The organism is Ciceribacter sp. L1K22 (genome assembly GCF_017599385.1).
Taxonomy (GTDB): Bacteria; Pseudomonadota; Alphaproteobacteria; order Rhizobiales; family Rhizobiaceae; genus Allorhizobium.
This window is the reverse complement of record NZ_JAGFPK010000001.1, coordinates 1,137,557-1,157,630: the sequence shown is the minus strand read 5'-3', so window position 1 is coordinate 1,157,630 and position 20,074 is coordinate 1,137,557. Positions and strand designations below refer to the sequence as shown.

Sequence of the window (20,074 nt, the reverse complement as noted above, 5' to 3'; positions counted from 1 at the left end):
CTACGACGGCGCTCGCGCGAAAGCGGTTTTCTGTTCGTTGTCATGATCTTCCCCGATAATCACGGAAATTGCCAGGAACAGGATGATGACAGAAACACCCGCAGATATCGCTGGCTCGCTCGATGCACAGCTTGCGACCCTAGATCTTACTGAGCGGCTGCGCATCATCGCCGCGCTTGACGGCCGCGCCGTCTTCACAACCTCGCTCGGCATAGAGGATCAGGTGATCACGGCCGCGATCGGCCTTGCCGGTCTGCCGATCGATGTCTCGACGCTGGAGACGGGGCGCCTATTCAAGGAAACCGTCGACCTGATCGCCGAGACGGAGGAGCGCTTTGGCATCGCCATCAAGCGGTTTTACCCCAAGCAGGACGACATCGACGCCTATGCCGCGAAATACGGCCTGAACGGCTTTTACGAAAGCGTCGAGGCCCGCCATGCCTGCTGTCATGTGCGCAAGCTGGTTCCGCTGGCGGAGGCGCTCTCCGGCGCCCGCTTCTGGATCACGGGCTTGCGCCGTTCGCAATCCGGCAACCGCGCTGCCACCCCCTTTGCCGAATATGACGCCGAGCGCGACCTGATCAAGGTGAACCCGCTGGCCGACTGGTCGATCGACGACATCAACGCCTACGTCGAAGCGGAGAGCGTGCCGACCAATCCGCTGCACAAGCGCGGCTACCCCTCGATCGGCTGTGAGCCCTGCACGCGGGCGATCAAGCCGGGCGAGCCGGAACGCGCGGGTCGCTGGTGGTGGGAGAATGACGAGAAGCGCGAATGCGGGTTGCACGTGCCGGAGGCGGCGACGTCTCTGGTACCGACGCCGGCTTGAATTGATTTCACTTAGGTAGCTGCCCCTCATCCGGCTACCGCCACCTTCTCCCCGTGAACGGGGAGAAGGGCAACGCGGTAACCGTTCTGCCCCTTCTCCCCGCCTGCGGGGAGAAGGTCCCGGCAGGGGGATGAGGGGCAAGGCGACCGAAGATAGAGGGCGAGAGCCCAGGGAAAGAAAAAGAAGACCATGCACGTACACACATCCGAATTCGATCCGCATTCGCGGGACGCGCAGACCAAGCCGCCGCTCGATCCGCATCTGAAGGCGCTCGAGAACGAAGCCATCTATATCTTCCGCGAAGTGGCGGCCGAGTTCGAGAAGCCGGTCATGCTTTATTCGATCGGCAAGGATTCGTCGGTGCTGCTGCATCTGGCGCGCAAGGCCTTCTTCCCCGGCCGCGTGCCCTTCCCGCTGCTGCACATCGACACCGGCTGGAAGTTCCCGGAGATGATCGCGTTTCGCGATGCGACGGCGGAGAAGTTCGATCTCGACTTGATCGTGCACACCAATCCGCGCGGCAAGTCCGAGGGCATCGGCCCGTTCAGCCATGGCTCGGCCTATCATACCGACGTGATGAAGACGGAGGCGCTGCGCCAGGCGCTCGACGCCGGCAAGTATGACGCGGCCTTTGGCGGCGCGCGGCGCGACGAGGAGGCGAGCCGGGCCAAGGAACGCATCTATTCCTTCCGCACGCCCGACCACAAATGGGACCCACGCAACCAGCGTCCGGAGCTCTGGAACATCTATAACGGCATGATCCGTCGCGGCGAGAGCGTGCGCGCCTTCCCGCTGTCGAACTGGACCGAAGTGGATATCTGGCGCTACATCCAGGCCGAGAACATCGAGCTGCCGCCGCTCTATTACGCCAAGAAGCAGAAGTATGTGGAGCGCGACGGCATGCTGATGTGGGCCGAAGATCCGCGCTTCGAGGCCCTGCCTGGTGAACAGATCCAGGAAGGCATGCTGCGCTTCCGCACGCTCGGCTGCTGGCCGCTGACCGGCGGCATCCGCTCCAATGCGACCACCCTCGACGAGGTGATCGCCGAACTCGAAATCGCCACCGTCTCCGAACGCCAGGGCCGCGCCATCGACCGCGACCAGGCCGGATCGATGGAAAAGAAGAAGCGCGAAGGATATTTCTGAGATGACCGCTCCAGCCAACACCGCCCTCGCAGCCGAAATCCTCGAGGCGCCGCACGCCGACAGCGCACCTGTTATCCGCGACTCGCGTCCGCTTCGTCTCATTACCTGCGGCTCCGTCGATGACGGAAAGTCGACGCTGATCGGCCGCCTGCTCTGGGATACCAAGGCCGTCAAGGAAGACCAGGCGGCAAGCCTGCGCCGTGACAGTGGCCAGCAGAACGATCTCGGCCTACCCGACTTCGCGCTTCTGCTCGACGGTCTCCAGGCCGAGCGAGAACAGGGCATAACCATCGATGTCGCCTACCGTTACTTCGCGACCGACCGCCGTTCCTTCATCGTTGCCGATACGCCCGGCCACGAGCAGTATACCCGCAACATGGCAACCGGCGCTTCGACCGCCGATCTCGCCGTGCTGCTAGTCGACGCCCGCGCGGGCCTTCTGGAACAGACCCGTCGCCACGCCACCATCGCTTCGCTGATGGGTATCAAGCAGTTCGTTCTGGCGGTGAACAAGTTCGACCTCGTCGCCTACGACAAGGCCGTGTTCGACCAGATCAGCACCGAGTTCAAGGCGCTGGCGCTGACGCTGGGCGTGCGCCAGGTGACGGCAATCCCGATGTCGGCGCTGAAGGGCGAAAACGTCGTCTATTCCGCCGGCTCGGTGATCCCGTGGTATGAAGGTCCGACGCTGGTCGAGACGCTGGAACTCGCGACGCTGCGCTCCGGCCAGTCGACCGGCTTCCGCCTGCCCGTGCAGCGCGTCTCGCGCCCCGGCGAGAGTTTTCGCGGGTACCAGGGCACGGTGGCCGGCGGTGCGGTGAAGCCCGGCGACAGCGTCGCCATCCTGCCCTCCGGCCAGGTGGCGAACGTCAAACAGATCGTCACCTTCGACCTGGTGCGCAACGCGGCCGTTGCCGGCGACGCGATCACGCTGGTTCTTGACCGGCAAGTGGACGTGGCACGCGGCGATATGATCGTCTCGCTCGATGCCCAGCCGCAGACAGGGCTAGCCTTCGATGCCCAGATCGTTGCTCTCCAGCCGGACGGCATCGTGCCCGGCAAGCGCTATTGGCTCAAGGCCGGTTCGCGTCGCCAGCGGGTGCAGGTGCAGCCGGTGCAGCAACTGGATCTGAAGTCCGGCAAGTGGCAGGCGGCCGAGATGCTGCAGATGAATGCCATCGGCAAGGTGCATCTGTCCTTTGACGAGACCGCGATCTTTGATCCCTACGAGCTCAATCGCGGTACGGGTGCCTTCATCCTGATCGATCCGGATACCAACAACACGGTCGCCGGCGGCATGATCACGGCCAAGCGCACCGACCTCGGCGGGCTCAATGCCCATGAGGGCCGGGTCATTCTCTCGCTGCCGGCCGATCTCGCCGAACAGCTGCTGGCAACAGAACTGCTCGCCAGCCGCCGCGACGAAGTCGAGACGCGCCGTGTGACGACGACCACAGCGCGGCAGTTGCTGGACGATATCGACGGCTAGTCCTTCAGGCGAAAATCACGGAAAATCGCCTCGCAAGGGCGATTTCTTGCCGATCCGCAAAATTTGCTCCCGCCTTTCATTCCGCATTGCTAAAATCGCGACATTGAGTCGAGAGAGGACAAGCATGGCGGATGCTCAAGCCGGCAGAGGTGAGGCTCTTCTGACCCTCGCGGATGTGCTCCGGATCAGCGGCATTACGAAACTTGTGCTGCATGCGTGGGAGCGGCGATACGGTTTTGCGCCGGCGGGTCGAAGCGAGACGGGACGACGTTTCTATACCCGCGAACAAGCCGAACAGTTGCGGTTGCTGAAAGCATGCAGCGATGCGGGCTACAGGATCGGAACTCTGATCAATCTGCCCATCGAGGAGCTGATACGGATCGAGGAGAACCATCGCGCCCGCCTCTCGCTCGTATCGGTCCTAGAACACATCCAGACCCTTGATGGCGAGAAACTCCGGGATGCCCTGCAACAACGGGCGGACAAGGAGGGAGCCGAAGGGTTTGTTCGCCATACAGCCATGCCACTTCTTCAAGAAGTCGGGCTGCTCTGGGCGACCGGTGCGGTTACGGTGGCGGCCGAGCATCTCGCAACATCCGCGGTGAAACGCGTTCTCGGCACCATGCTCGATTCGTGCCCTCCAGCCCCTGACGGCGCCCAATGCCTCATTGCCACCACGCTCGAGGGCGAACAGCATGAAGTGGGCGCTCTCGTTGTTGCGCTGATGGCGCGTCTTGCGGGATGGGACGCGCTTTACCTCGGACCCGACCTCCCAGTCAGCGAAATCGCCTCCGCCGCGCGGCAGCGCCACGCGGATGTCGTCTGCCTCAGTGGGCTTGCCGGGAAAAAGCGGCTGGTGGAAATGCGGCTTCGCGACCTGCGCGGCGTGCTGCCGGAAAACACTGCTATCTGGCTTGGCGGACCTGCCTTCGCCGAGATGCCCTCCATGCCGGCGGTTCGATTCTTCGAGAATCTCGACATCTGCGTGGACATGCTGCATTCCACACCCGCCAGACGGTCGCATACGGCCTAAGTTGTCACCGCCATCCGCATGCTCGATCTTCCGCTTCCCCTCATGCGGGAGAAATCCAAAGGCGCGCGCAAAAGATATACAAAGACATTCTATTTTAGCGATTTATTTATTTTCCGTCGATATTTCTTGTAACGCTAATTTACTCCAGGCGACCGCCTTCCGACGCGTGATCGCCCAGCCAGGTGGACAGAATGGGACTCGCTTCTCTCGTGAATGCCAAGACCGCCGCAAAGAGCCTCGCCCTCGACTCGCTGCAGGCCAATGTGATGATCGCCGACGCCAAGCTGAACATCACCTACATGAATCCGGCCGTGATCGAGCTGCTCAAGGAGGCCGAAGCGGATCTGAAGAAGGAATTGCCGAAATTCAGCGTCGCGTCGCTGATCGGCAGCAATATCGACGTGTTCCACAAGAACCCGTCGCATCAGCGCAACATGCTGGCGGCGTTGAAGAGCCGGCACAGCGCGACCATCACCGTCGGAACGCGCGTCTTCGACCTTCTGGTGACGCCTCTCAAGGAGGGGGCCAAAACCGTGGGCTTCGTTGTCGAATGGGCTGATGCAAAGGCACGCCTGCTGAACGTCGACTACGCCGCGCAGATCGCCGCGATCAGCCGCTCACAGGCGATCATCGAATTCAGTGTCGACGGCACCATCATGGGCGCCAACGACAACTTCACCTCGCTGATGGGCTATACGCTGCCGGAGCTCATCGGCCAGCATCACAGTATCTTTGTCGACCGGACCTTTGCGAATTCCGAGGACTACAAGGCGTTCTGGACGGCGCTCCGTGAAGGCCGCTACCAGTCATCCGAATTCAAGCGGGTCACAAAATCCGGCAAAGAAGTCATCATCTCGGCGTCCTACAATCCGATCCTCGACCTGCATGGCAAGGTGGTAAAGGTGGTGAAATTCGCCACCGATGTCACCGCCCGGGTGAATACGGTGTCATCCCTCGGCGATGCGCTTAAACGGCTCTGCTCAGGCGATTTCGCATTCCAGCTTTCCGAGCCGTTCTCGGCGGAATTCGAATTCCTGCGGCACGACCTGAACCGTTCGGTGTCCCAGCTCTGCGACACGTTCCGTGAAATCTCCAGCAGTGTCGACGTGATCAGCCAGGGCACGCGCGAAATCGGCCAGGGCGTCGGGGACCTGTCGCGCCGCACGGAAAGCCAGGCGGCAAGTCTGGAGGAGACTGCGGCGGCGCTTGACGAGATCACCGCCAATGTCACCGCCTCCGCCAAACGTGCCCAGGAGGCCCAGGCAATGGCCGGCACGGCCAAGGCCAACGCCGAACAATCCGGCGAAGTGGTCTCGCAGGCGGTGGACGCCATGAGCCGCATCGAGGACTCGTCGTCAAAGATCTCCAACATCATCGGGGTAATCGACGAAATTGCCTTCCAGACCAACCTGCTTGCACTCAATGCGGGCGTGGAAGCTGCCCGCGCCGGCGAGGCAGGACGCGGCTTCGCAGTCGTGGCGCAGGAGGTTCGCGAACTTGCGCAACGATCAGCCAAGGCGGCCAAGGAAATCAAGGAGTTGATCCAGAACTCGGCAACGGAAGTCGCGTCCGGGGTGAAGCTCGTCAGCGACACGGGCGGCGCGCTGCGCAAGATCAGCCAGTTCATCGTCGAGATCAACGACCAGGTCGTCGCGATCTCGACGGCCTCGCGCGAGCAGTCAACCGGCCTTCACGAGGTCAACGGCGCCGTCAACACCATGGACCAGACGACCCAGCAGAACGCGGCGATGGTCGAAGAGAGCAGCGCGGCGGCCTCAAGCCTCGCCAATGAAACGCAGAAGCTGCGCGGCATGATCAGCCAATTCAACCTCGGCGGACACGGCGTGACCGCGGTCAGCCACTTTAAACCCGGAAGGGCAGCCTGATCCAGACTGTCTGACCGCAACAGAAACAGCGCGGGTTTGGCAGAACCCGGCGCCATAATCTCCTCCCCCAACTTGCGCCCGGCCTCAGGTCGGGCGTTTCTTTGTGGAACCGCGCACCATGATTTGGAAGCCGACGTCGACGCGCGACTCGGGACGAGCACCGGACCGCGCTGCGATGACCATGTCCGCGGCGCGATAACCCATGTCGTAACGGGGCACCTGCACAGTCGTCAGCGGCGGCACGCAGCCTTGCGCGAACTCAAGATCATTGAAACCGCAAACCCCGATGTCGTCGGGAACCCGCCGTCCCTGTCTCTGGCACTCGAAAAGCACGCCAAGCGCGAGATCGTCGGTCTGACAGAGAACCGCATCAACATCCGGGACGCGTTCGAGAAGGTCGCGAAAGAGCTCGGCGCCTGCACCGACGCCTTCGAAAACCGCGGAGCCATGAACGAGGGCGGGATCGAAGATACCGTGCCGTTCGAGCTCGCTGCGATAGCCGAGGAGACGCCGCTCCCCCCGGACGCCGAGATTGCCGCCGAGCAGGGCAATACGTCGATATCCGCACTCGACCAGATGATGCGTCGCGGCGGCGGCGGCGTCGAAGTGACTGAAGCCGATCGCCATATCGAGCGCCGTTTCCCTTATCTCCTGGATCTGGACCACCGGGCATCCCATGCGGGACAGGAGTGCGCTGTTGTCCTGAGGGCCGTCGACACCGGCGATAATGACGCCAATCGGTCTTTGCCCGAGAAACAGCTTCAGATGCCGGGCTTCCTCGCAGGGGTCGAAATGGGAATTGGCATAGAGAAGACGGAAATCCGTCGGCCGGACCCGCGCTTCAATGCCATTCATGACCTCCGAGAAAACGTAGTTCGTCATCGCCGGCACCAGAACCGCGATCAGCTGGCTGCGGCGGCTTGCGAGAGACTGGGCCGCGATATCCGGGACATAGCCCATCTGCTCCACGAAGCTCATCACGCGCTCGCGCAGTTCCGCGGATACCATATCCGGATTGCGCAGAGCCCGCGATACAGTGATCGGGCTGACACCAGCTGCCTTGGCAACGTCGCCCAATGTCACGCGGGAGCTCTTTCGCTTGTCAGGCAAGCAGCACCTCCGGGGCGGTGGCCATATTCGAGATCGTCATTTCTCATAAACCTCGTCAGACACGATCAACCCGCAGGAACAAAAGGTCAAAGTCGAGAATACAACAAAACCCATAGTCTCTTTTCGCCATTTTCTTTTCAAGGGGCGACATTTTTGGTAGTCTAGCCTTGGAATGACTCCGATCAAAAGTGACAATGGCGCCCTCTTGTTATGGTTTAGCGGTATCTCCACCGAATACCGGCCCCGCGGGCGAAATTTGGTACTGCAGCCTTAAGACCATCGACACTTAAGTATTTTTCTATATATGCGCCATGCCGGGAAGGTCGAGTGACCCATGCCGCTTTGGGGGCGATATTCACAGGTCGTCGGCCGATACTGACGGGCATAACGATCCGGGCCGGCAAAGTGCCCGGACGGACGGCGCAAGCAAGCGGCGTCATCTTGCCGAGGAGGAGACACATGTACGCTGTCGCGATACTGGACGAGAATGCGCTTGCCGCTTTCCGCCGCGAACACCCCTGGCTGGACCTTGCGGAGGATGTGCAAGAGATCAGCATCTATTTCGACGACAACGGCGGACCGACGCGGCTGACGGCACACGCCGGTGGCCAGGATGGCACGCCGACGCCGGTCGATGCCGGTCGCTTCGGTCTGGAGGCAATCCTCGCACTTATCCGCTTCGCCCCGCAGGGCCGGCCGGCGGTGGAAGACTGTCCGGAGGAAGCCGAAGTCCGCACTATTCTGGAAACGCTTCCGATATTGCGGGGCGGGGCTGGAACGGACGAGCTCGAAAGGGAGCGCGCCGCCCGGCTGGAAGACGCCTATCAGATCGTCCGCCAGATCGCGGCCGCGAAATTCACCGATCTTCTGAAATCGGCCACCGACATGCGCGAGCGGGAACGTCTTCAGGATGCGGCCTCGCGTATTCCGGAGACGCTGGTGTCGGTTGACGACAGACACAAGCCGATGTTCCTGGAAGTGGACCTCTGGCGTCTCGTCGCCGTCATTCGGGATGAGTTTTCTCTGCCCGCCGATTACGAGATGACGCCATCGATCGATGATGATCTCCTCGGCTTTCCAGACAAGGGGCCTGCCGCAGCGCCAGTGATGTCTGACCCCGTCATCCAGGCACTTTTCGATCTCTCTCCCGTTGCCTTCTCAATTTCCAGCACCGGCGAGAAGAATTCCCGTTACGTGCGGGTCAATCAGGCTTACCTCGACCTTGTCGGCAAGACCTGGGACGAAATACAGAATAGCGAGATGGTTTCGTCCGGCGTGGTCGTCGGCAGCGACGCGCGCACGCGGCGTCTCATGCTGCTCGACAGACATGGTGGCTACACGGACGAAATCGCCGAGATCCGTGGTGCGTCCGGCGAGATGATACCGGTACAGATCTCGGCGCGGCGGCTGTCGCTCGGGGGGCAGCTTTACGATTTCGAGGTGCTGACCCGGCTCTCCGACAGCTGATCGCTCATCGTCTGCCCGAAAACAGCGCGAGGCTGCGAGCCGGCATGGCGAAGGTGCCGCCTTCCTCGACGTCCTCCCCGCTCCTGTCGGGATCTGCCGTTGTCAACTCCAGGCGCCATAGGGAATGGTCGGGCATGGAGAACTCGATATCGGCGTCCACCGGATTGAAGGCGATCAGCACCTCGCTCCACGCTCCCTCGACCTCCGTGAGGTCATCTCGCCTCAAGTGCAGAACGAGCGTGTTTCCGTCGAGCCAGTGCTCCGGCCTCTGTTCGCCGCCCTCGGCGTTGTGCCAGTCGATGACCATGCCATCGCGCCAGTTGCCGCGTCGGAGCAGCGGCTGGGCCTTGCGCAGTTCGATGAGACGGCGCGTGAATTCACGCAGGGCTTCGTTGCTTGGCGGGAGATTTTCCCAGTGCAGCCAGGAAATCTCGCTGTCCTGGCAGTAGCTGTTGTTGTTGCCCATCTGCGAGCGGCCGAACTCGTCGCCAGCCAGAAGCATCGGCGTGCCATGCGAGAAGAAGAGAGTCGCCAGGAAGTTCCGTTTCTGGCGGTCCCTGACGGCGTTGATCCCCTCATCGTCGGTCGGACCTTCGGCGCCGTAATTGTGGCTCCGGTTGTGGTTGTGACCGTCGTTGTTGTCTTCTGCGTTGGCCTCGTTGTGCTTGCCGTCATAGGAGACCAGATCGTTCAACGTGAAGCCGTCATGGGCGGTGATGAAGTTGACACTCGACCATGGGCGGCGGCCCCGCTGGTCGTAGATATCGCCCGACCCGAGAATGCGGGCCGCAAAGTCCGGCGCGATGTTGTCGCCGTTCAACCAGTACTCGCGGGTGCTGTCGCGATATTTGTCGTTCCATTCGGCCCAGCCCGGCGGGAAGCCGCCGACCTGATAGCCGCCCGGCCCGATGTCCCAGGGTTCGCCAATCAGTTTGACGCGCGAGAGCAACGGATCCTGCGTCACCGCGTCGAAGAAGCCGCCGCGCTGGTCAAAGCCTTGCGGTTCGCGTCCCAGGATGGTGCCGAGGTCGAAGCGAAATCCGTCAACATGCATTTCGCCAGCCCAGTAGCGCAGGCTGTCCATGACCATCTGCAGAACGCGGGGATGCGAGGTGTTCACGGTGTTCCCCGTGCCGGTATCGTTGATGTAGTAGCGGTGATTGTCGGGCAGCGTGCGGTAATATGAGAAATTGTCGATGCCCTTGAATGACAGCGTCGGACCGAGTTCGTTACCCTCCGCGGTGTGATTGTAGACGACATCGAGTATCACCTCGATACCGGCATCGTGAAATGCCCGCACGAGATCCCTGAACCCCTGAAGCCCGCGCGGACCGTAGTAACGGCCGGCGGGAGCGAAGAAGCCAAGCGTGTTGTAGCCCCAGTAGTTCTTCAGACCCCTGTCGAGCAGGTGGCTGTCGTCGGGGAATTCGTGGATCGGCATCAGTTCGACGGAGGTAATGCCGAGAGCCTTGATATAGTCGACCGCCGCCTTCTGGCTCATGCCCTCGAACGTGCCCCGAAGCTCTTCCGGAACGTCGGGGTTGAGAATGGTAAAGCCCTTGACGTGTGTTTCGTAGACGATGGTGTCCGCCCAGGGAACCATCGGTCTGCGATCATTGCCCCAGTCGGCGGCAGACGGATCCACAACGCGGCATTTCGGCATGAACGGAGCGCTGTCCCGGTCGTCGAAGGACATGTCCTTGTCTTCCGCGTCGAGATTGTATCCGAAGACCTCCGGCGACCAGCGAATGCCGCCCACCAGTTCACGCGCGTAAGGATCGATCAGCAACTTGTTTGCATTGAAGCGATGGCCATTCGCAGGATCATACGGCCCATGGACGCGGTAGCCATAGAGCGTTCCCGGCTTCAGTCCCGGCACGTAGCCATGCCAGACTTCGTCCGTATATTCAGGCAGGGCTATACGGTCAGTCTCGATACGCCCGGACTCGTCGAACAGAACGAGCTCGACCCTTTCAGCATGGGCCGAGAACAGCGCGAAGTTGACGCCATCGCCATCATAGATCGCGCCCAGACGGGCGGAATCGCCCGGCCTGACATCGCGGGAGGTGCGCAGGGTATCCATTGGGGCCGCCTTTCGAGCAGAGGAAGGTGCGCCCATAATGCTGCGCGGCGCGATAGGTTCCCGCGCTGCAGCGAAAGCTCCGCGGCAAGGTCGTTAACTCTCGATAAAGCATGTTTTCATGCATTTTAGATAAATGCGAACAAACGGTCGTGCCGGGAGTTGTGGCAGCAGTGATACATCAAGGAGCCAAGCGGATGACGATCACAGATGACCTGCATCATTGCGATACCATCCTCGTTGTTGAAGACAATGTGTTGTTGGCCCTCGACGCGGCGGCAAGCGTAACTGCGGCAGGCTGCGACGTGGTCATGACGGCGCGGAGTGGCGAAGCTCTGGCGCTTCTGGCCTCCCGCTCCTTTCGAGGAGCGATCCTGGATTTCAATGTTCAGGACGGCACGGTAGCCGGCATCGTCAAGAGGCTGACGGAAGCGGCCATTCCCTTCAGGGTCGTATCGGCGATGACGCCGGCCATCATCGAACAGGCCGGAATACCGCGCGAGGTCATTCGCTCGAAGCCGATCGACTACGACAATGTGGTGGACGACCTTCTCTCAGTCCGGGCCGCCTGAAATCAACACGCACCATGGAACCAAACCGTAGGCGCTGCGTTGTGGGTGGTTGGACGAGGAGAGTTCCATGGTTGAGGTGTATTTCGACATTCTTCCCGATAGCAGTGGCTGGGTCTGTATGGTCGACGGACGGTGGCAGCATGCACGTTATGCCAGCTTTCACGAGGCGGAGTCCGCCGGCAGGCGGTTTGCCGCGAAGACGGAGGACGGCCGAAAGGTGGTTATTCGCAGGCAGGACCTGACAGGACGGCTACGAGCGCTCAGAGCACCCCACGAACGGCATCTTGAGGATTAATGCGGCGGCCGAGCATCGGCCAGGAGGAAGGAGCCGGTCGCTCTGCAACCGGCTCCTTTTTCTTTTCGCTGTTGGCCACTCGACAAAAAAGGGGCCCGGCCTCGCCGCGCCCCTTTCATCAAACTAACTGCGAGTGTGTCAGGCAGCCTTCTTCTGGGCTGCCAGATTGACGGCGGACGTCGCGAGCTTGCTCAATGTCTCGTCGGTCTTGGACTCTTCATCGAGGGTTTCCTCAAGAAGCTTGGCGGCATCCTTCATGCCGAGTTCGACTGCCCACGCCCGAAGCGTTCCATAGCGGCTGATCTCGTAGTGTTCGACCGCTTGCGCAACCGCCAGGAGACCGGCATCCAGGGCTGCGGTGCCCTTGAATTCCTCCATGATCTCCTCGCCTTCCTCGACAATACCCTCTATCGCGGCACATGTCTTGGCGCGAGCGCGCTTGCCGATGATGTCGAAGACCTGCTGCAGGCGTTCGATCTGGCCTTCGGTCTCGTCCTTGTGCTTGGTGAACGCATCCTTGAGCTTTTGATCCTGAGCGGCACGCGCCATCTTCGGCAGCGTCTTCACGATCTTGCGCTCGGCGTAGTAGATGTCACGAAGGGTGTCCTGAAACAGATCTTCCAATGTCTTTTCAGCCATTTTACTCTCCCTGAAACGTGGCGCTATTGCCGCCGATCCAACCGGGAATTCCCCACTTTGTTCCGGCCTGGATAAAAAGGCTTAATCAGCCGGCGCCGGCGAGTGGGTCGCGCAATCTGAGTCGCAAGATGATGTTGCCAACCTCAGGGATGGATCGCACGATCTCGACCGCCCGTTCTATCTCACCCTCCCGGCTGACGCTGCCCGACAGGACGATATCGCCTCCTGTTTCTGTTACCTCGATATCGGATGCGTCTATTCCGTCGGACACTGCCAAGAGATCGGCAACACGGCGCTCCACCAGTTCCTGGGTCGGATTTTCGATCTCGACGACGGGCGGTTCGCCATGAAAAGTCTGTGGCTTGAACTGCATTTTGGTTCTCCTCGCTGAGGGCTGCGCACGTTGTGCTGCCGATCAACCGTAATTCCCGCCCGTGGAGATTGTTCCTCGCAGGCACATCCTGCCATGCTGGGCCGGGGGATGCAGCACCGAAGTATCATCGCCTTAATCCAAACGAGGGGAACGAACGAACGCCTGCGCGGTTAAGTCTGGGTGAAAGGAGATCAACATGACCAGAAAAGACTACCGCAAGGACATAAAGGCCGCGCTCAATACCAGCGGCGGCGGACAGCTCGGTGGGACCTACTACGGTCAGGAGCCGGACGCTCGCACTGGACCGAGCCCCAACGCCAAACGCAAGCAGAAGCCCGCGGATGGCAAGAAGGGATCGTAAAGAGCTTCAGAGCCGACATCGACAGACCACAAACGAGGAAAGCCCGCAGGAGCGGGCTTTTTCCATTGGTGTCGCATAACCCCGCCCAAGCGGGCGCGGGAACTAATATCAGTCGATCAGCTAAGGCCGAAGAACGACAGGACCGCGATCACGACGACGACGAGGCCGACAAGATAGATGACGCTGTTCATGATGTCTCTCCTTTGATGTTTGCGGGTGATAAACCCATGGAGAGAGCGTGAGTTCCATCCGCAGTGCTGAAAGGCTACACATCAGCGATTGCGCAGACAAGAAAAAAGCCCGCATTTGCGGGCTTTTCGACTGGTCGGAGTGGAGTGATTCGAACACTCGACCCCCACGTCCCGAACGTGGTGCGCTACCAGACTGCGCTACACTCCGTGACCAGCGGCGCTTCTATAGACCAGCCTTTTTTGATGCACAAGCGGAGATTTGCATTTTGTGAGGAGCCTTCGTGACGAATTCGCGACGGCTTTGGATGGTTCCCCCCGGCAAGCGTGGCAACACGGCATCATCGCAAAGATTTCATCGGCCAGCCGCAAACGCCGATTTCTTCCGCTGCCGAATAAGGCTAAGCCGGAGATGCGCAGGCTCTGGAAGGGGCCCGGCCGGATCTGCCCTGCGGGGGCGGCAGAACGGATGGACCGGAGCCTGGCGCAGGCGTAGAGCGCAAGGGACAAAAGGACATGAATTTTCGCGGAATAGCCACCGCCAGCCTCATGCTGGCACTTGCCGGATGCACGACCACGGGCGGTGCCGCCCGCAATGATGTCGAAGCACGCTGGAACGGCCAGTCGGCCGGAGCCTTCTTTGCCAAGTTCGGCCCGCCGAACAGCGACAGCCAGGCCGGCGGCTCGACGATCTACGCATGGCGCGGCGGTCACAAGACCCGTGCGGTACCGGCCGTTTACGAAACGCTGCCGGACGGAAAGAAGGGCAAGAAGATTTCTTCTGCCCGCACCGAATATCTGAGCTGCGCCGTGCAGTTGACCGTCGCCCCGGACTACACGATCCGCAGCATCCGCATCGTTGTCGACAAGCCGGGCCAGAACGGCAAGACCTATTGCGAGGAATTCCTCGGCGGCGCCTAAAGCGCCGGTAACGCAAGTCGGGAAGGCCGTTCCAAGGGGCGGCCTTCTTTTTTGGCGTCAAGCCGCGCATCATCGCGATGCGTCAGGACGCCATTCGTCTTGCGCGGTTAAAAGGATGGTGGAAATCTTGCTCACACTTCAGCGGGAGAGAGCAGAATGAAGTCTGGACTGATTGCAATCCTGGTGGCGCTGGTTTTCTCGACCCCGGCGGCGGCCGCCGTGTCGGGGTATTATGACAGCGTCGAAAAGATCGGCACGATTCTTGGCAGCGCACAGTTGGCAAACATCCTGCACCAGGCACCGATCGGCATGATCTCCAACACGGGAGCGAGAAAGGACGGCGCACAGGAGTGGCTGGTTCGGACGCAGGAATGCGACCTCACGGTCTATCTCGTTCCGGTTCTGCCGGATGGTCCGGGCAAGACGACGTATAGCCTGGAGATACCCGGAACCTGCGACTGACGAAGCGCACGGCCCACGCCGATCACACGACGGGCGCTGGAGCCTTTTTCAGGAGATGCCGCCGACGCAGCTCCATCGCCAGCGCGCCGGCGAGGGTGACGGCGATGAGCACCACGGCAAGGGCGTTGATGGTCGGCGTGATGCCGCTGCGGACCTTCGAGAACACGTAGACCGTCATCGTGTCATACGGTCCACGTGTGAAAAGCGTGACGTTGAAGTTTTCGACAGACTGGAAGAAGGCGATCACGGCACCGGCGCCCAGTGCGGGATAGAGATGCGGCAGGAGCACGCGGCGGAGCACCATGGCATGGCTGGCGCCCAAATCGAGCGCCGCTTCCTCAAGCGATCGGTCGAAGCTCTGCAGCCGCGCCAGTACCAGCAGCATGACGAAGGCCGCGATATAGGAAACCTGGCCGAGAACCGCGAGGTGGAGACCGGGCGGAACCGAAAGCGAATTCCAGAAAAGAAGGGTGGAGATACCGATGACGGCGCCGGGCGTCAGGATCGGCGCGACCATCAGCCCGTAGAGAGCGGAACGTACGGCACCACCGAGACTGTTGATCAGGATCGCCGCAGCCGTGCCGATCGGCACCGACACCGCGACAACGGCGAGAGCCACGAGAACCGTGTTCTTGAACGAGTTCAGAAGGCGCGTGTCGTTCCAGAGTTCCACGAACCAGTTCAGGGTGAAGCCGGCCCAGGGATAAACAGAGGGAAAGCGGCTGTCGTTGAAGGCGGCGCCGCCCATCACGACGAGTGGCAGCAGCATGTAGGCGAGGAAGATGGCGAGATAGAGCCGGAACAGCCAGTCGGATTTCTGGTTCATGGCGCCCTCACTTCGCGATATCGGACAGCTTGACGCGGAAAAGCCGCATCACCAGCGTGACGAAGACGGTGCACAGGATCAGGAGCAGGAAGGCGTAGGCCGCGCCCGTGTTCCAGTCCAGCGAGTCGAACATCCACTGCTGGATAATCTCGGTGAACCAGCGCGAATTGGTCGAGGCAAGCAGAGTCGGGACGAGGATCGATCCCGCGGCCAGCATGAAGACCATGACGGCGCCGGAAGCGATCCCGGGCTTGGCATGCGGCAGGATCACCCGCCAGTGAATGCGCCAGGCCGGTGCGCCGAGGTCGTCCGCCGCCTCAATCTGGCTGGTATCGAGGGACTGGATCGCGTTGTAGATCGGGAACAGCATGAACAGCACATAGGTGTACACGAGGCCGATGATGACGCTGCGGAAGCCCGTCATCCAGCGGATCGGCTTTTCGATGAGATCGATGCTGATCAGAAGGTAGTTGAGCGGGCCTTTCAGCGACAGGATGATGAACCAGGCGAAGGAGCGCATGATCTCGCTGACCCAGAGCGGAATCGTCAGCAGCAGGAAAATCGTCGGCAGGCTCGATGGGGTTGCCTTCTTGGAGAGGTAGTATGCCAGCGGATAGGCGATCGCGAAGCAAATGGCGGTCACTATCGACGAGTAGATGACCGTCCAGAAGAAGACGGAGATGTGGATCGGGCTTTGGAAGAAGGTCAGATAGTTTTTGAGCGTGTAGACATCCTTTGGCCCGCCGATTTCCTGCACCGGGAGATATGGCCGGAAGGAGTTCTCAAAGAGGTAGAGATTGGGCAGGATGAGCAGGACGAGAAGCCAGAACGCCACCAGCAGGCACATCAGCGTAGTGAGCGTCGCACCATATCGATCGATCAGGTCCCTCATGCCGCCACCACGCTTGCCGCAACCTCGTCGGCGAGGATGAAGGCCTTGTCGGGGTCGAAGGTCGCGAACAGTTTCGCGCCTCGGTCGGGAACCGTCCCGGCACCATCGTTACGGGTTTCGGAGACAATCGTGCGGCCGGCGGCGTCGATCGTCTGGATGGAGATGAAATTGCCTTCAAAGGCGATATCGGTGACTTCGACCGGGACCGTGTTCTGTGAACCGGCCTTCGCCTCCAGCCTGACGTTTTCCGGGCGGACATAGAGCTTGGCGGTGGCGTCGACATCGCGACCGAGACGCGCCTTGAAGACGCCGGACTCGGTCTTGAACTCGCCGAACTCCTCCGCGCCGCCGGCCAGCGAACCTCGGAAAATATTGCTTTCGCCAACGAAGGCCGCGACGAAGCCGTTTGCGGGCTTGTTGTAGATCTCGCGGGGAGCAGCCACCTGCTGCAGCTTGCCGTGCGACATCACCGCGACGCGGTCCGACATGGCGAGCGCCTCGCCCTGGTCGTGGGTGATATAGATGAAGGTGACGTTGGTGCGCTTCTGGATCGCCCTCAGTTCCGCGCGCATGTGCTGGCGCAGCTTGAGATCCAGAGCGGAGAGCGGTTCGTCGAGCAGCATCACGGCGGGCTCGACGGCGAGCGCTCGGGCGATCGCCACGCGCTGTTTCTGACCGCCGGACAACTGGCTGACAGCCTTGTCCGCGGCATTGGGAAGATCGACCAGTGCAAGAAGTTCCTCCGCGCGCTTGCGCCGGGTCTTCTTGTCAACGCCCCTCGCCTCAAGCCCGAATGCGATGTTTTCCCAGACCGGCATCAGCGGAAAAAGCGCGAGGTTCTGGAAGATCAGGGCTGTCGGCCGCTGGTTGGGGCGCTGGTTGCGCATATCGCGCCCACCGATGGCGATGGTTCCGGCGGTCGGCTGGATGAAACCCGATACCATGCGCAGGATCGTCGTCTTGCCGCAGCCTGATGGACCGAGGAAGGAAAAGAATTCACCGGGCTCGATCGACAGCGAGACATTATCGACCGCGCGAAAGCTTCCGAAATCCGCGCATACGTTTCGAAGTTCGATACTGGCACTCATGATCGGGAACTCATCACCTCATGGCCCGTCACCGGACCGTCATTGCAGGTCGGGAGCCGGCCGCGTCACACGCGACCGGCTCCGGCTCCTTCAGGTCCTCAGGCAGCCTTGTACTTGTCGGCGTATTCGCCGCGCTTGGCGAGGAACCATGCGGCCTGGCTCGGCCACCAGTACATCTTGCTGACCGCATCTCCCGGGAAGCTCGACTTGTAGAATTCCGCCACGGCCGGATCCATGAGGTCGATACCGCCCTTGCCGACCGGGTTGGCCGAGAACGCGGTCGCCCAGAGCGCCGAGCCTTCGGCGGTCGATACCCACTTTGCGAATTCGTGAGCCTGCTCGACGTTCTTGGCGCTCTTCAGCAGCACGAGGCCCTGGTTCCAGGCGAAGGCGCCTTCGGCCGGGGCAAGGTAGCCGAAGCCTTCCTTGGCCATGTTGAAGCCCGTGGAGTCCCAGCAAAGGCCGAGCACGGCGCCGTTGGTGCGGAATGCCGCCTGGGCATCGTTCTCGCCGTTCCAGAACTGGACGATGTTGCTCTTGACCTTGATCGCCTCGGCAAGGGCGATGTCCCAAAGCTCGACCATGGTGGCCTCGTCCTTGTAGCCATCGATCCACGGCTTTGGCAGCTTGCCCTGGGCATCGAGCCAACGGCCCATGGCCGCAAGCGCAGAATGGCCGCGGACGGTGACCATATTGTCCGGATTGAACAGGTCGCCGAGGCTGGCCTTGCCGTATTCGGTCGGGAAGTCTTCCTTGGAGTAGACCAGCGCTTCGGTTCCCCAGACGGAGGGGACGATCAGCTTCTGACCGTCGATCGTCGCCAGTTCGTCGGCGGACCCGTCGGCGAGGCCGGGCGCATAATTGTCCATTGCGAGCTTGGAGGTATCCCATCCCTGCAACAGGCCATTCGCGTTCCAGGCGGATACGCGGTCGAGCGTCGGCTCGATGACGTCGGACGTGCCGGTCTCGAGCGAGATCTTCGCCTGGGCGAACATCGTGTCCTGGTCCGGCTGTTCGGTGAAGTTCACCTTGATGCCGGTGGCCTTTTCGAAGGCCGGGAAAACCTTTTCGGTCATGCCGGGATAACCGGCCCAGCCGGTGAAGTTGAGTTCGCCGGACGATGCCAGCGCGCTCGAAGAGATGATGCCGGGCGCGGCGAGAACGCCGGCACCGATCGCGGTGGATTTCAGGATCGTGCGCCGTGTCAGCGGCTTGTTCAGTATGGTCATCGGTATGCTCCCAGTTTTATCGGTTGCGTGAAGTCATGCCGCCGGTTTTCCGGTCTTGCTGTTGTCGTTGCGGGCGATACCGCCCGTTTTCTGCGCCCTGCACTCGGCAAGCACGCAGAGAAGCTCGAAAAGGATGGTGGCGCCGAGAAAGGCCGTGCCGCCGCCGGGGTCGACTGGCGGAGACACCTCCACGAGGTCGGCGCCGACAATGTTCAGACCACGGAGAGCGCGAACCACCTGCAGCGCCTGAAAACTGTTCGGGCCGCCGATCTCGGGCGTGCCGGTGCCGGGCGCAAACGTCGGGTCCACGAAATCGATATCGTAACTGACATAAGTCTCGCCGGAGCCCGCGATAGCGCGGGCCTCGGCCATCACGTCGTCCACACCCCGGGCATGAAATTCCTCGATCGGGATGACACGGATGCCGACCGCATCGGCAAAATCGCGATCCTCGAAATCGTAGGCGGAACCGCGAATGCCGATCATACAGACGCGCTTCGGATCGAGCAGGCCTTCCTCGACGGCGCGGCGGAACGGGGTACCATGGGTGTATTTGAAGCCGCCAAAATACGAATGGAAGAGATCCGTGTGGCTATCGAAATGCACCATGCCGAGCGGCCGGTCCTTGGCGAGTGCCCGCAAGATCGGCAGGGTGCAAAGGTGGTCGCCGCCCGCGCTCAAGGGCAGGATGCCTTCAGCCTTCACCCTTTCGTAAAAGCTCGTGATGCGCGTGAGGGAATCGGCGACATCGGCCGGATTGGGGCCGACATCGCCCAGATCTGCGCAGCGCGCCAGATCGTAAGGGCGCACCTTCGTGGTAGCGTTCTGGAAGCGGATCATGGTGGAACTGTCGCGCAGCTGGCGCGGCGCGTGGCGGGGACCTGGGCGGTTTGTGGTGCCGCCATCCCATGGCACGCCGATCAAGCCGATTTCCACCTCCGGCAGGCGCGAGTCGTCCAGCGAAACGTGCGGCAATCGCATGAATGTTGCGATGCCGGCAAAGCGCGGGAGATCAACTCCGGAAACCGGATGAAAACTGCCAGTCGTCATTCATTCCCCTTGCGGCTGCTGCCGCTTATTTCTTGTGCTCAGGCTAGCATGGCGCTAATTCCTGACAATAATATATTTGCGACATCACGGCTGGCTCGCCCAAATAGACTTGAGAAAATACAATTTCTATTCATATTG

The 20,074-nt window shown here is 61.3% G+C and carries 20 protein-coding genes and 1 tRNA gene; 11 read left to right on the top strand and 10 right to left on the bottom strand.

From position 1 onward, the window contains the following. The first annotated feature begins 82 nt into the window (after nucleotides 1-82). The 5 genes from J5J09_RS05670 (at nucleotide 83) to J5J09_RS05650 (ending at nucleotide 6,383) form a co-directional block, all read left to right on the top strand. Nucleotides 83-829 (top strand): phosphoadenylyl-sulfate reductase, encoded by a 747-nt coding sequence (locus J5J09_RS05670; protein ID WP_208548709.1) that lies wholly within the window; start codon nucleotides 83-85, stop codon nucleotides 827-829. A gap of 189 nt (nucleotides 830-1,018) precedes the next feature. Beyond that, nucleotides 1,019-1,975: a sulfate adenylyltransferase subunit CysD gene (cysD, locus tag J5J09_RS05665; RefSeq protein ID WP_208548708.1), complete on the top strand. Its 957-nt coding sequence runs from the start codon at nucleotides 1,019-1,021 to the stop codon at nucleotides 1,973-1,975. A 1-nt stretch (nucleotide 1,976) separates the two neighbouring features. After that, complete coding sequence (cysN, locus tag J5J09_RS05660) at nucleotides 1,977-3,464, top strand: sulfate adenylyltransferase subunit CysN (protein WP_208548707.1); 1,488 nt, start codon at nucleotides 1,977-1,979, stop codon at nucleotides 3,462-3,464. A gap of 124 nt (nucleotides 3,465-3,588) precedes the next feature. Continuing rightward, nucleotides 3,589-4,497 carry a cobalamin-dependent protein gene (locus J5J09_RS05655; protein WP_208548706.1) on the top strand — a complete coding sequence of 303 codons (909 nt, stop codon included), beginning with the start codon at nucleotides 3,589-3,591 and terminating at the stop codon, nucleotides 4,495-4,497. 191 nt (nucleotides 4,498-4,688) lie between these two features. After that, on the top strand, nucleotides 4,689-6,383 hold the full coding sequence (locus tag J5J09_RS05650; protein WP_208548705.1) for a methyl-accepting chemotaxis protein: 1,695 nt from the start codon (nucleotides 4,689-4,691) through the stop codon (nucleotides 6,381-6,383). Nucleotides 6,384-6,467: 84 nt separating this feature from the next. On the opposite strand, the gene J5J09_RS05645 is transcribed toward J5J09_RS05650, so the two are convergent. Further along, entirely contained in the window at nucleotides 6,468-7,493 is a 1,026-nt protein-coding gene (locus J5J09_RS05645; protein WP_246745789.1) for a LacI family DNA-binding transcriptional regulator, read from the bottom strand. Nucleotides 7,494-7,952: 459 nt separating this feature from the next. On the opposite strand from J5J09_RS05645, the gene J5J09_RS05640 reads away from it, so the two are divergent. Then, nucleotides 7,953-8,960 carry a diguanylate cyclase gene (locus J5J09_RS05640; protein ID WP_208548704.1) on the top strand — a complete coding sequence of 336 codons (1,008 nt, stop codon included), beginning with the start codon at nucleotides 7,953-7,955 and terminating at the stop codon, nucleotides 8,958-8,960. Between the two features lie 4 nt (nucleotides 8,961-8,964). On the opposite strand, the gene glgX is transcribed toward J5J09_RS05640, so the two are convergent. Continuing rightward, entirely contained in the window at nucleotides 8,965-11,043 is a 2,079-nt protein-coding gene (gene glgX, locus J5J09_RS05635; RefSeq protein WP_208548703.1) for a glycogen debranching protein GlgX, read from the bottom strand. A gap of 194 nt (nucleotides 11,044-11,237) precedes the next feature. Here glgX and J5J09_RS05630 point away from each other — a divergent pair, with 194 nt between their 5' ends. Together J5J09_RS05630 and J5J09_RS05625 are read left to right on the top strand one after the other, a co-directional pair. Next, nucleotides 11,238-11,612 carry a response regulator gene (locus J5J09_RS05630; protein WP_208548702.1) on the top strand — a complete coding sequence of 125 codons (375 nt, stop codon included), beginning with the start codon at nucleotides 11,238-11,240 and terminating at the stop codon, nucleotides 11,610-11,612. A gap of 67 nt (nucleotides 11,613-11,679) precedes the next feature. Then, the gene (locus tag J5J09_RS05625) at nucleotides 11,680-11,907 is read left to right on the top strand and encodes a hypothetical protein (RefSeq protein WP_208548701.1); all 228 of its coding nucleotides are present in this window, start codon (nucleotides 11,680-11,682) and stop codon (nucleotides 11,905-11,907) included. Nucleotides 11,908-12,045: 138 nt separating this feature from the next. Here the strand turns inward: J5J09_RS05625 and J5J09_RS05620 are convergent, their stop codons facing one another. Both J5J09_RS05620 and J5J09_RS05615 read right to left on the bottom strand, forming a co-directional pair. Then, complete coding sequence (locus tag J5J09_RS05620) at nucleotides 12,046-12,546, bottom strand: ferritin-like domain-containing protein (protein WP_208548700.1); 501 nt, start codon at nucleotides 12,544-12,546, stop codon at nucleotides 12,046-12,048. An 85-nt stretch (nucleotides 12,547-12,631) separates the two neighbouring features. Continuing rightward, the gene (locus J5J09_RS05615; RefSeq protein ID WP_208548699.1) at nucleotides 12,632-12,919 is read right to left on the bottom strand and encodes a BON domain-containing protein; all 288 of its coding nucleotides are present in this window, start codon (nucleotides 12,917-12,919) and stop codon (nucleotides 12,632-12,634) included. A gap of 196 nt (nucleotides 12,920-13,115) precedes the next feature. On the opposite strand from J5J09_RS05615, the gene J5J09_RS05610 reads away from it, so the two are divergent. Next, entirely contained in the window at nucleotides 13,116-13,280 is a 165-nt protein-coding gene (locus J5J09_RS05610) for a hypothetical protein (protein ID WP_208548698.1), read from the top strand. Between the two features lie 322 nt (nucleotides 13,281-13,602). On the opposite strand, the gene J5J09_RS05605 is transcribed toward J5J09_RS05610, so the two are convergent. Then, nucleotides 13,603-13,679 (bottom strand) — tRNA-Pro (locus J5J09_RS05605). A 305-nt stretch (nucleotides 13,680-13,984) separates the two neighbouring features. Here J5J09_RS05605 and J5J09_RS05600 point away from each other — a divergent pair. Together J5J09_RS05600 and J5J09_RS05595 are read left to right on the top strand one after the other, a co-directional pair. Beyond that, the gene (locus J5J09_RS05600; protein ID WP_208548697.1) at nucleotides 13,985-14,389 is read left to right on the top strand and encodes a hypothetical protein; all 405 of its coding nucleotides are present in this window, start codon (nucleotides 13,985-13,987) and stop codon (nucleotides 14,387-14,389) included. A gap of 156 nt (nucleotides 14,390-14,545) precedes the next feature. Beyond that, a complete protein-coding gene (locus J5J09_RS05595; RefSeq protein ID WP_208548696.1) occupies nucleotides 14,546-14,851 on the top strand; it encodes a hypothetical protein in 306 nt (101 codons plus the stop codon). 22 nt (nucleotides 14,852-14,873) lie between these two features. Here J5J09_RS05595 and J5J09_RS05590 read toward each other — a convergent pair whose 3' ends face one another. The 5 genes from J5J09_RS05590 to J5J09_RS05570 all read right to left on the bottom strand — a co-directional run bounded on the left by J5J09_RS05590 (nucleotide 14,874) and on the right by J5J09_RS05570 (nucleotide 19,936). After that, complete coding sequence (locus J5J09_RS05590) at nucleotides 14,874-15,677, bottom strand: ABC transporter permease (RefSeq protein ID WP_208548695.1); 804 nt, start codon at nucleotides 15,675-15,677, stop codon at nucleotides 14,874-14,876. 7 nt (nucleotides 15,678-15,684) lie between these two features. Next, on the bottom strand, nucleotides 15,685-16,569 hold the full coding sequence (locus J5J09_RS05585) for an ABC transporter permease (protein WP_208548694.1): 885 nt from the start codon (nucleotides 16,567-16,569) through the stop codon (nucleotides 15,685-15,687). After that, a complete protein-coding gene (locus tag J5J09_RS05580; RefSeq protein WP_208548693.1) occupies nucleotides 16,566-17,657 on the bottom strand; it encodes an ABC transporter ATP-binding protein in 1,092 nt (363 codons plus the stop codon). The genes J5J09_RS05585 and J5J09_RS05580 overlap by 4 nt, the downstream gene beginning before the upstream one ends. Nucleotides 17,658-17,755: 98 nt before the next feature. Next, nucleotides 17,756-18,886: an extracellular solute-binding protein gene (locus J5J09_RS05575; RefSeq protein ID WP_208548692.1), complete on the bottom strand. Its 1,131-nt coding sequence runs from the start codon at nucleotides 18,884-18,886 to the stop codon at nucleotides 17,756-17,758. A gap of 33 nt (nucleotides 18,887-18,919) precedes the next feature. Further along, nucleotides 18,920-19,936 (bottom strand): agmatinase, encoded by a 1,017-nt coding sequence (locus J5J09_RS05570; RefSeq protein ID WP_208548691.1) that lies wholly within the window; start codon nucleotides 19,934-19,936, stop codon nucleotides 18,920-18,922. Nucleotides 19,937-20,074 lie beyond the last annotated feature (138 nt).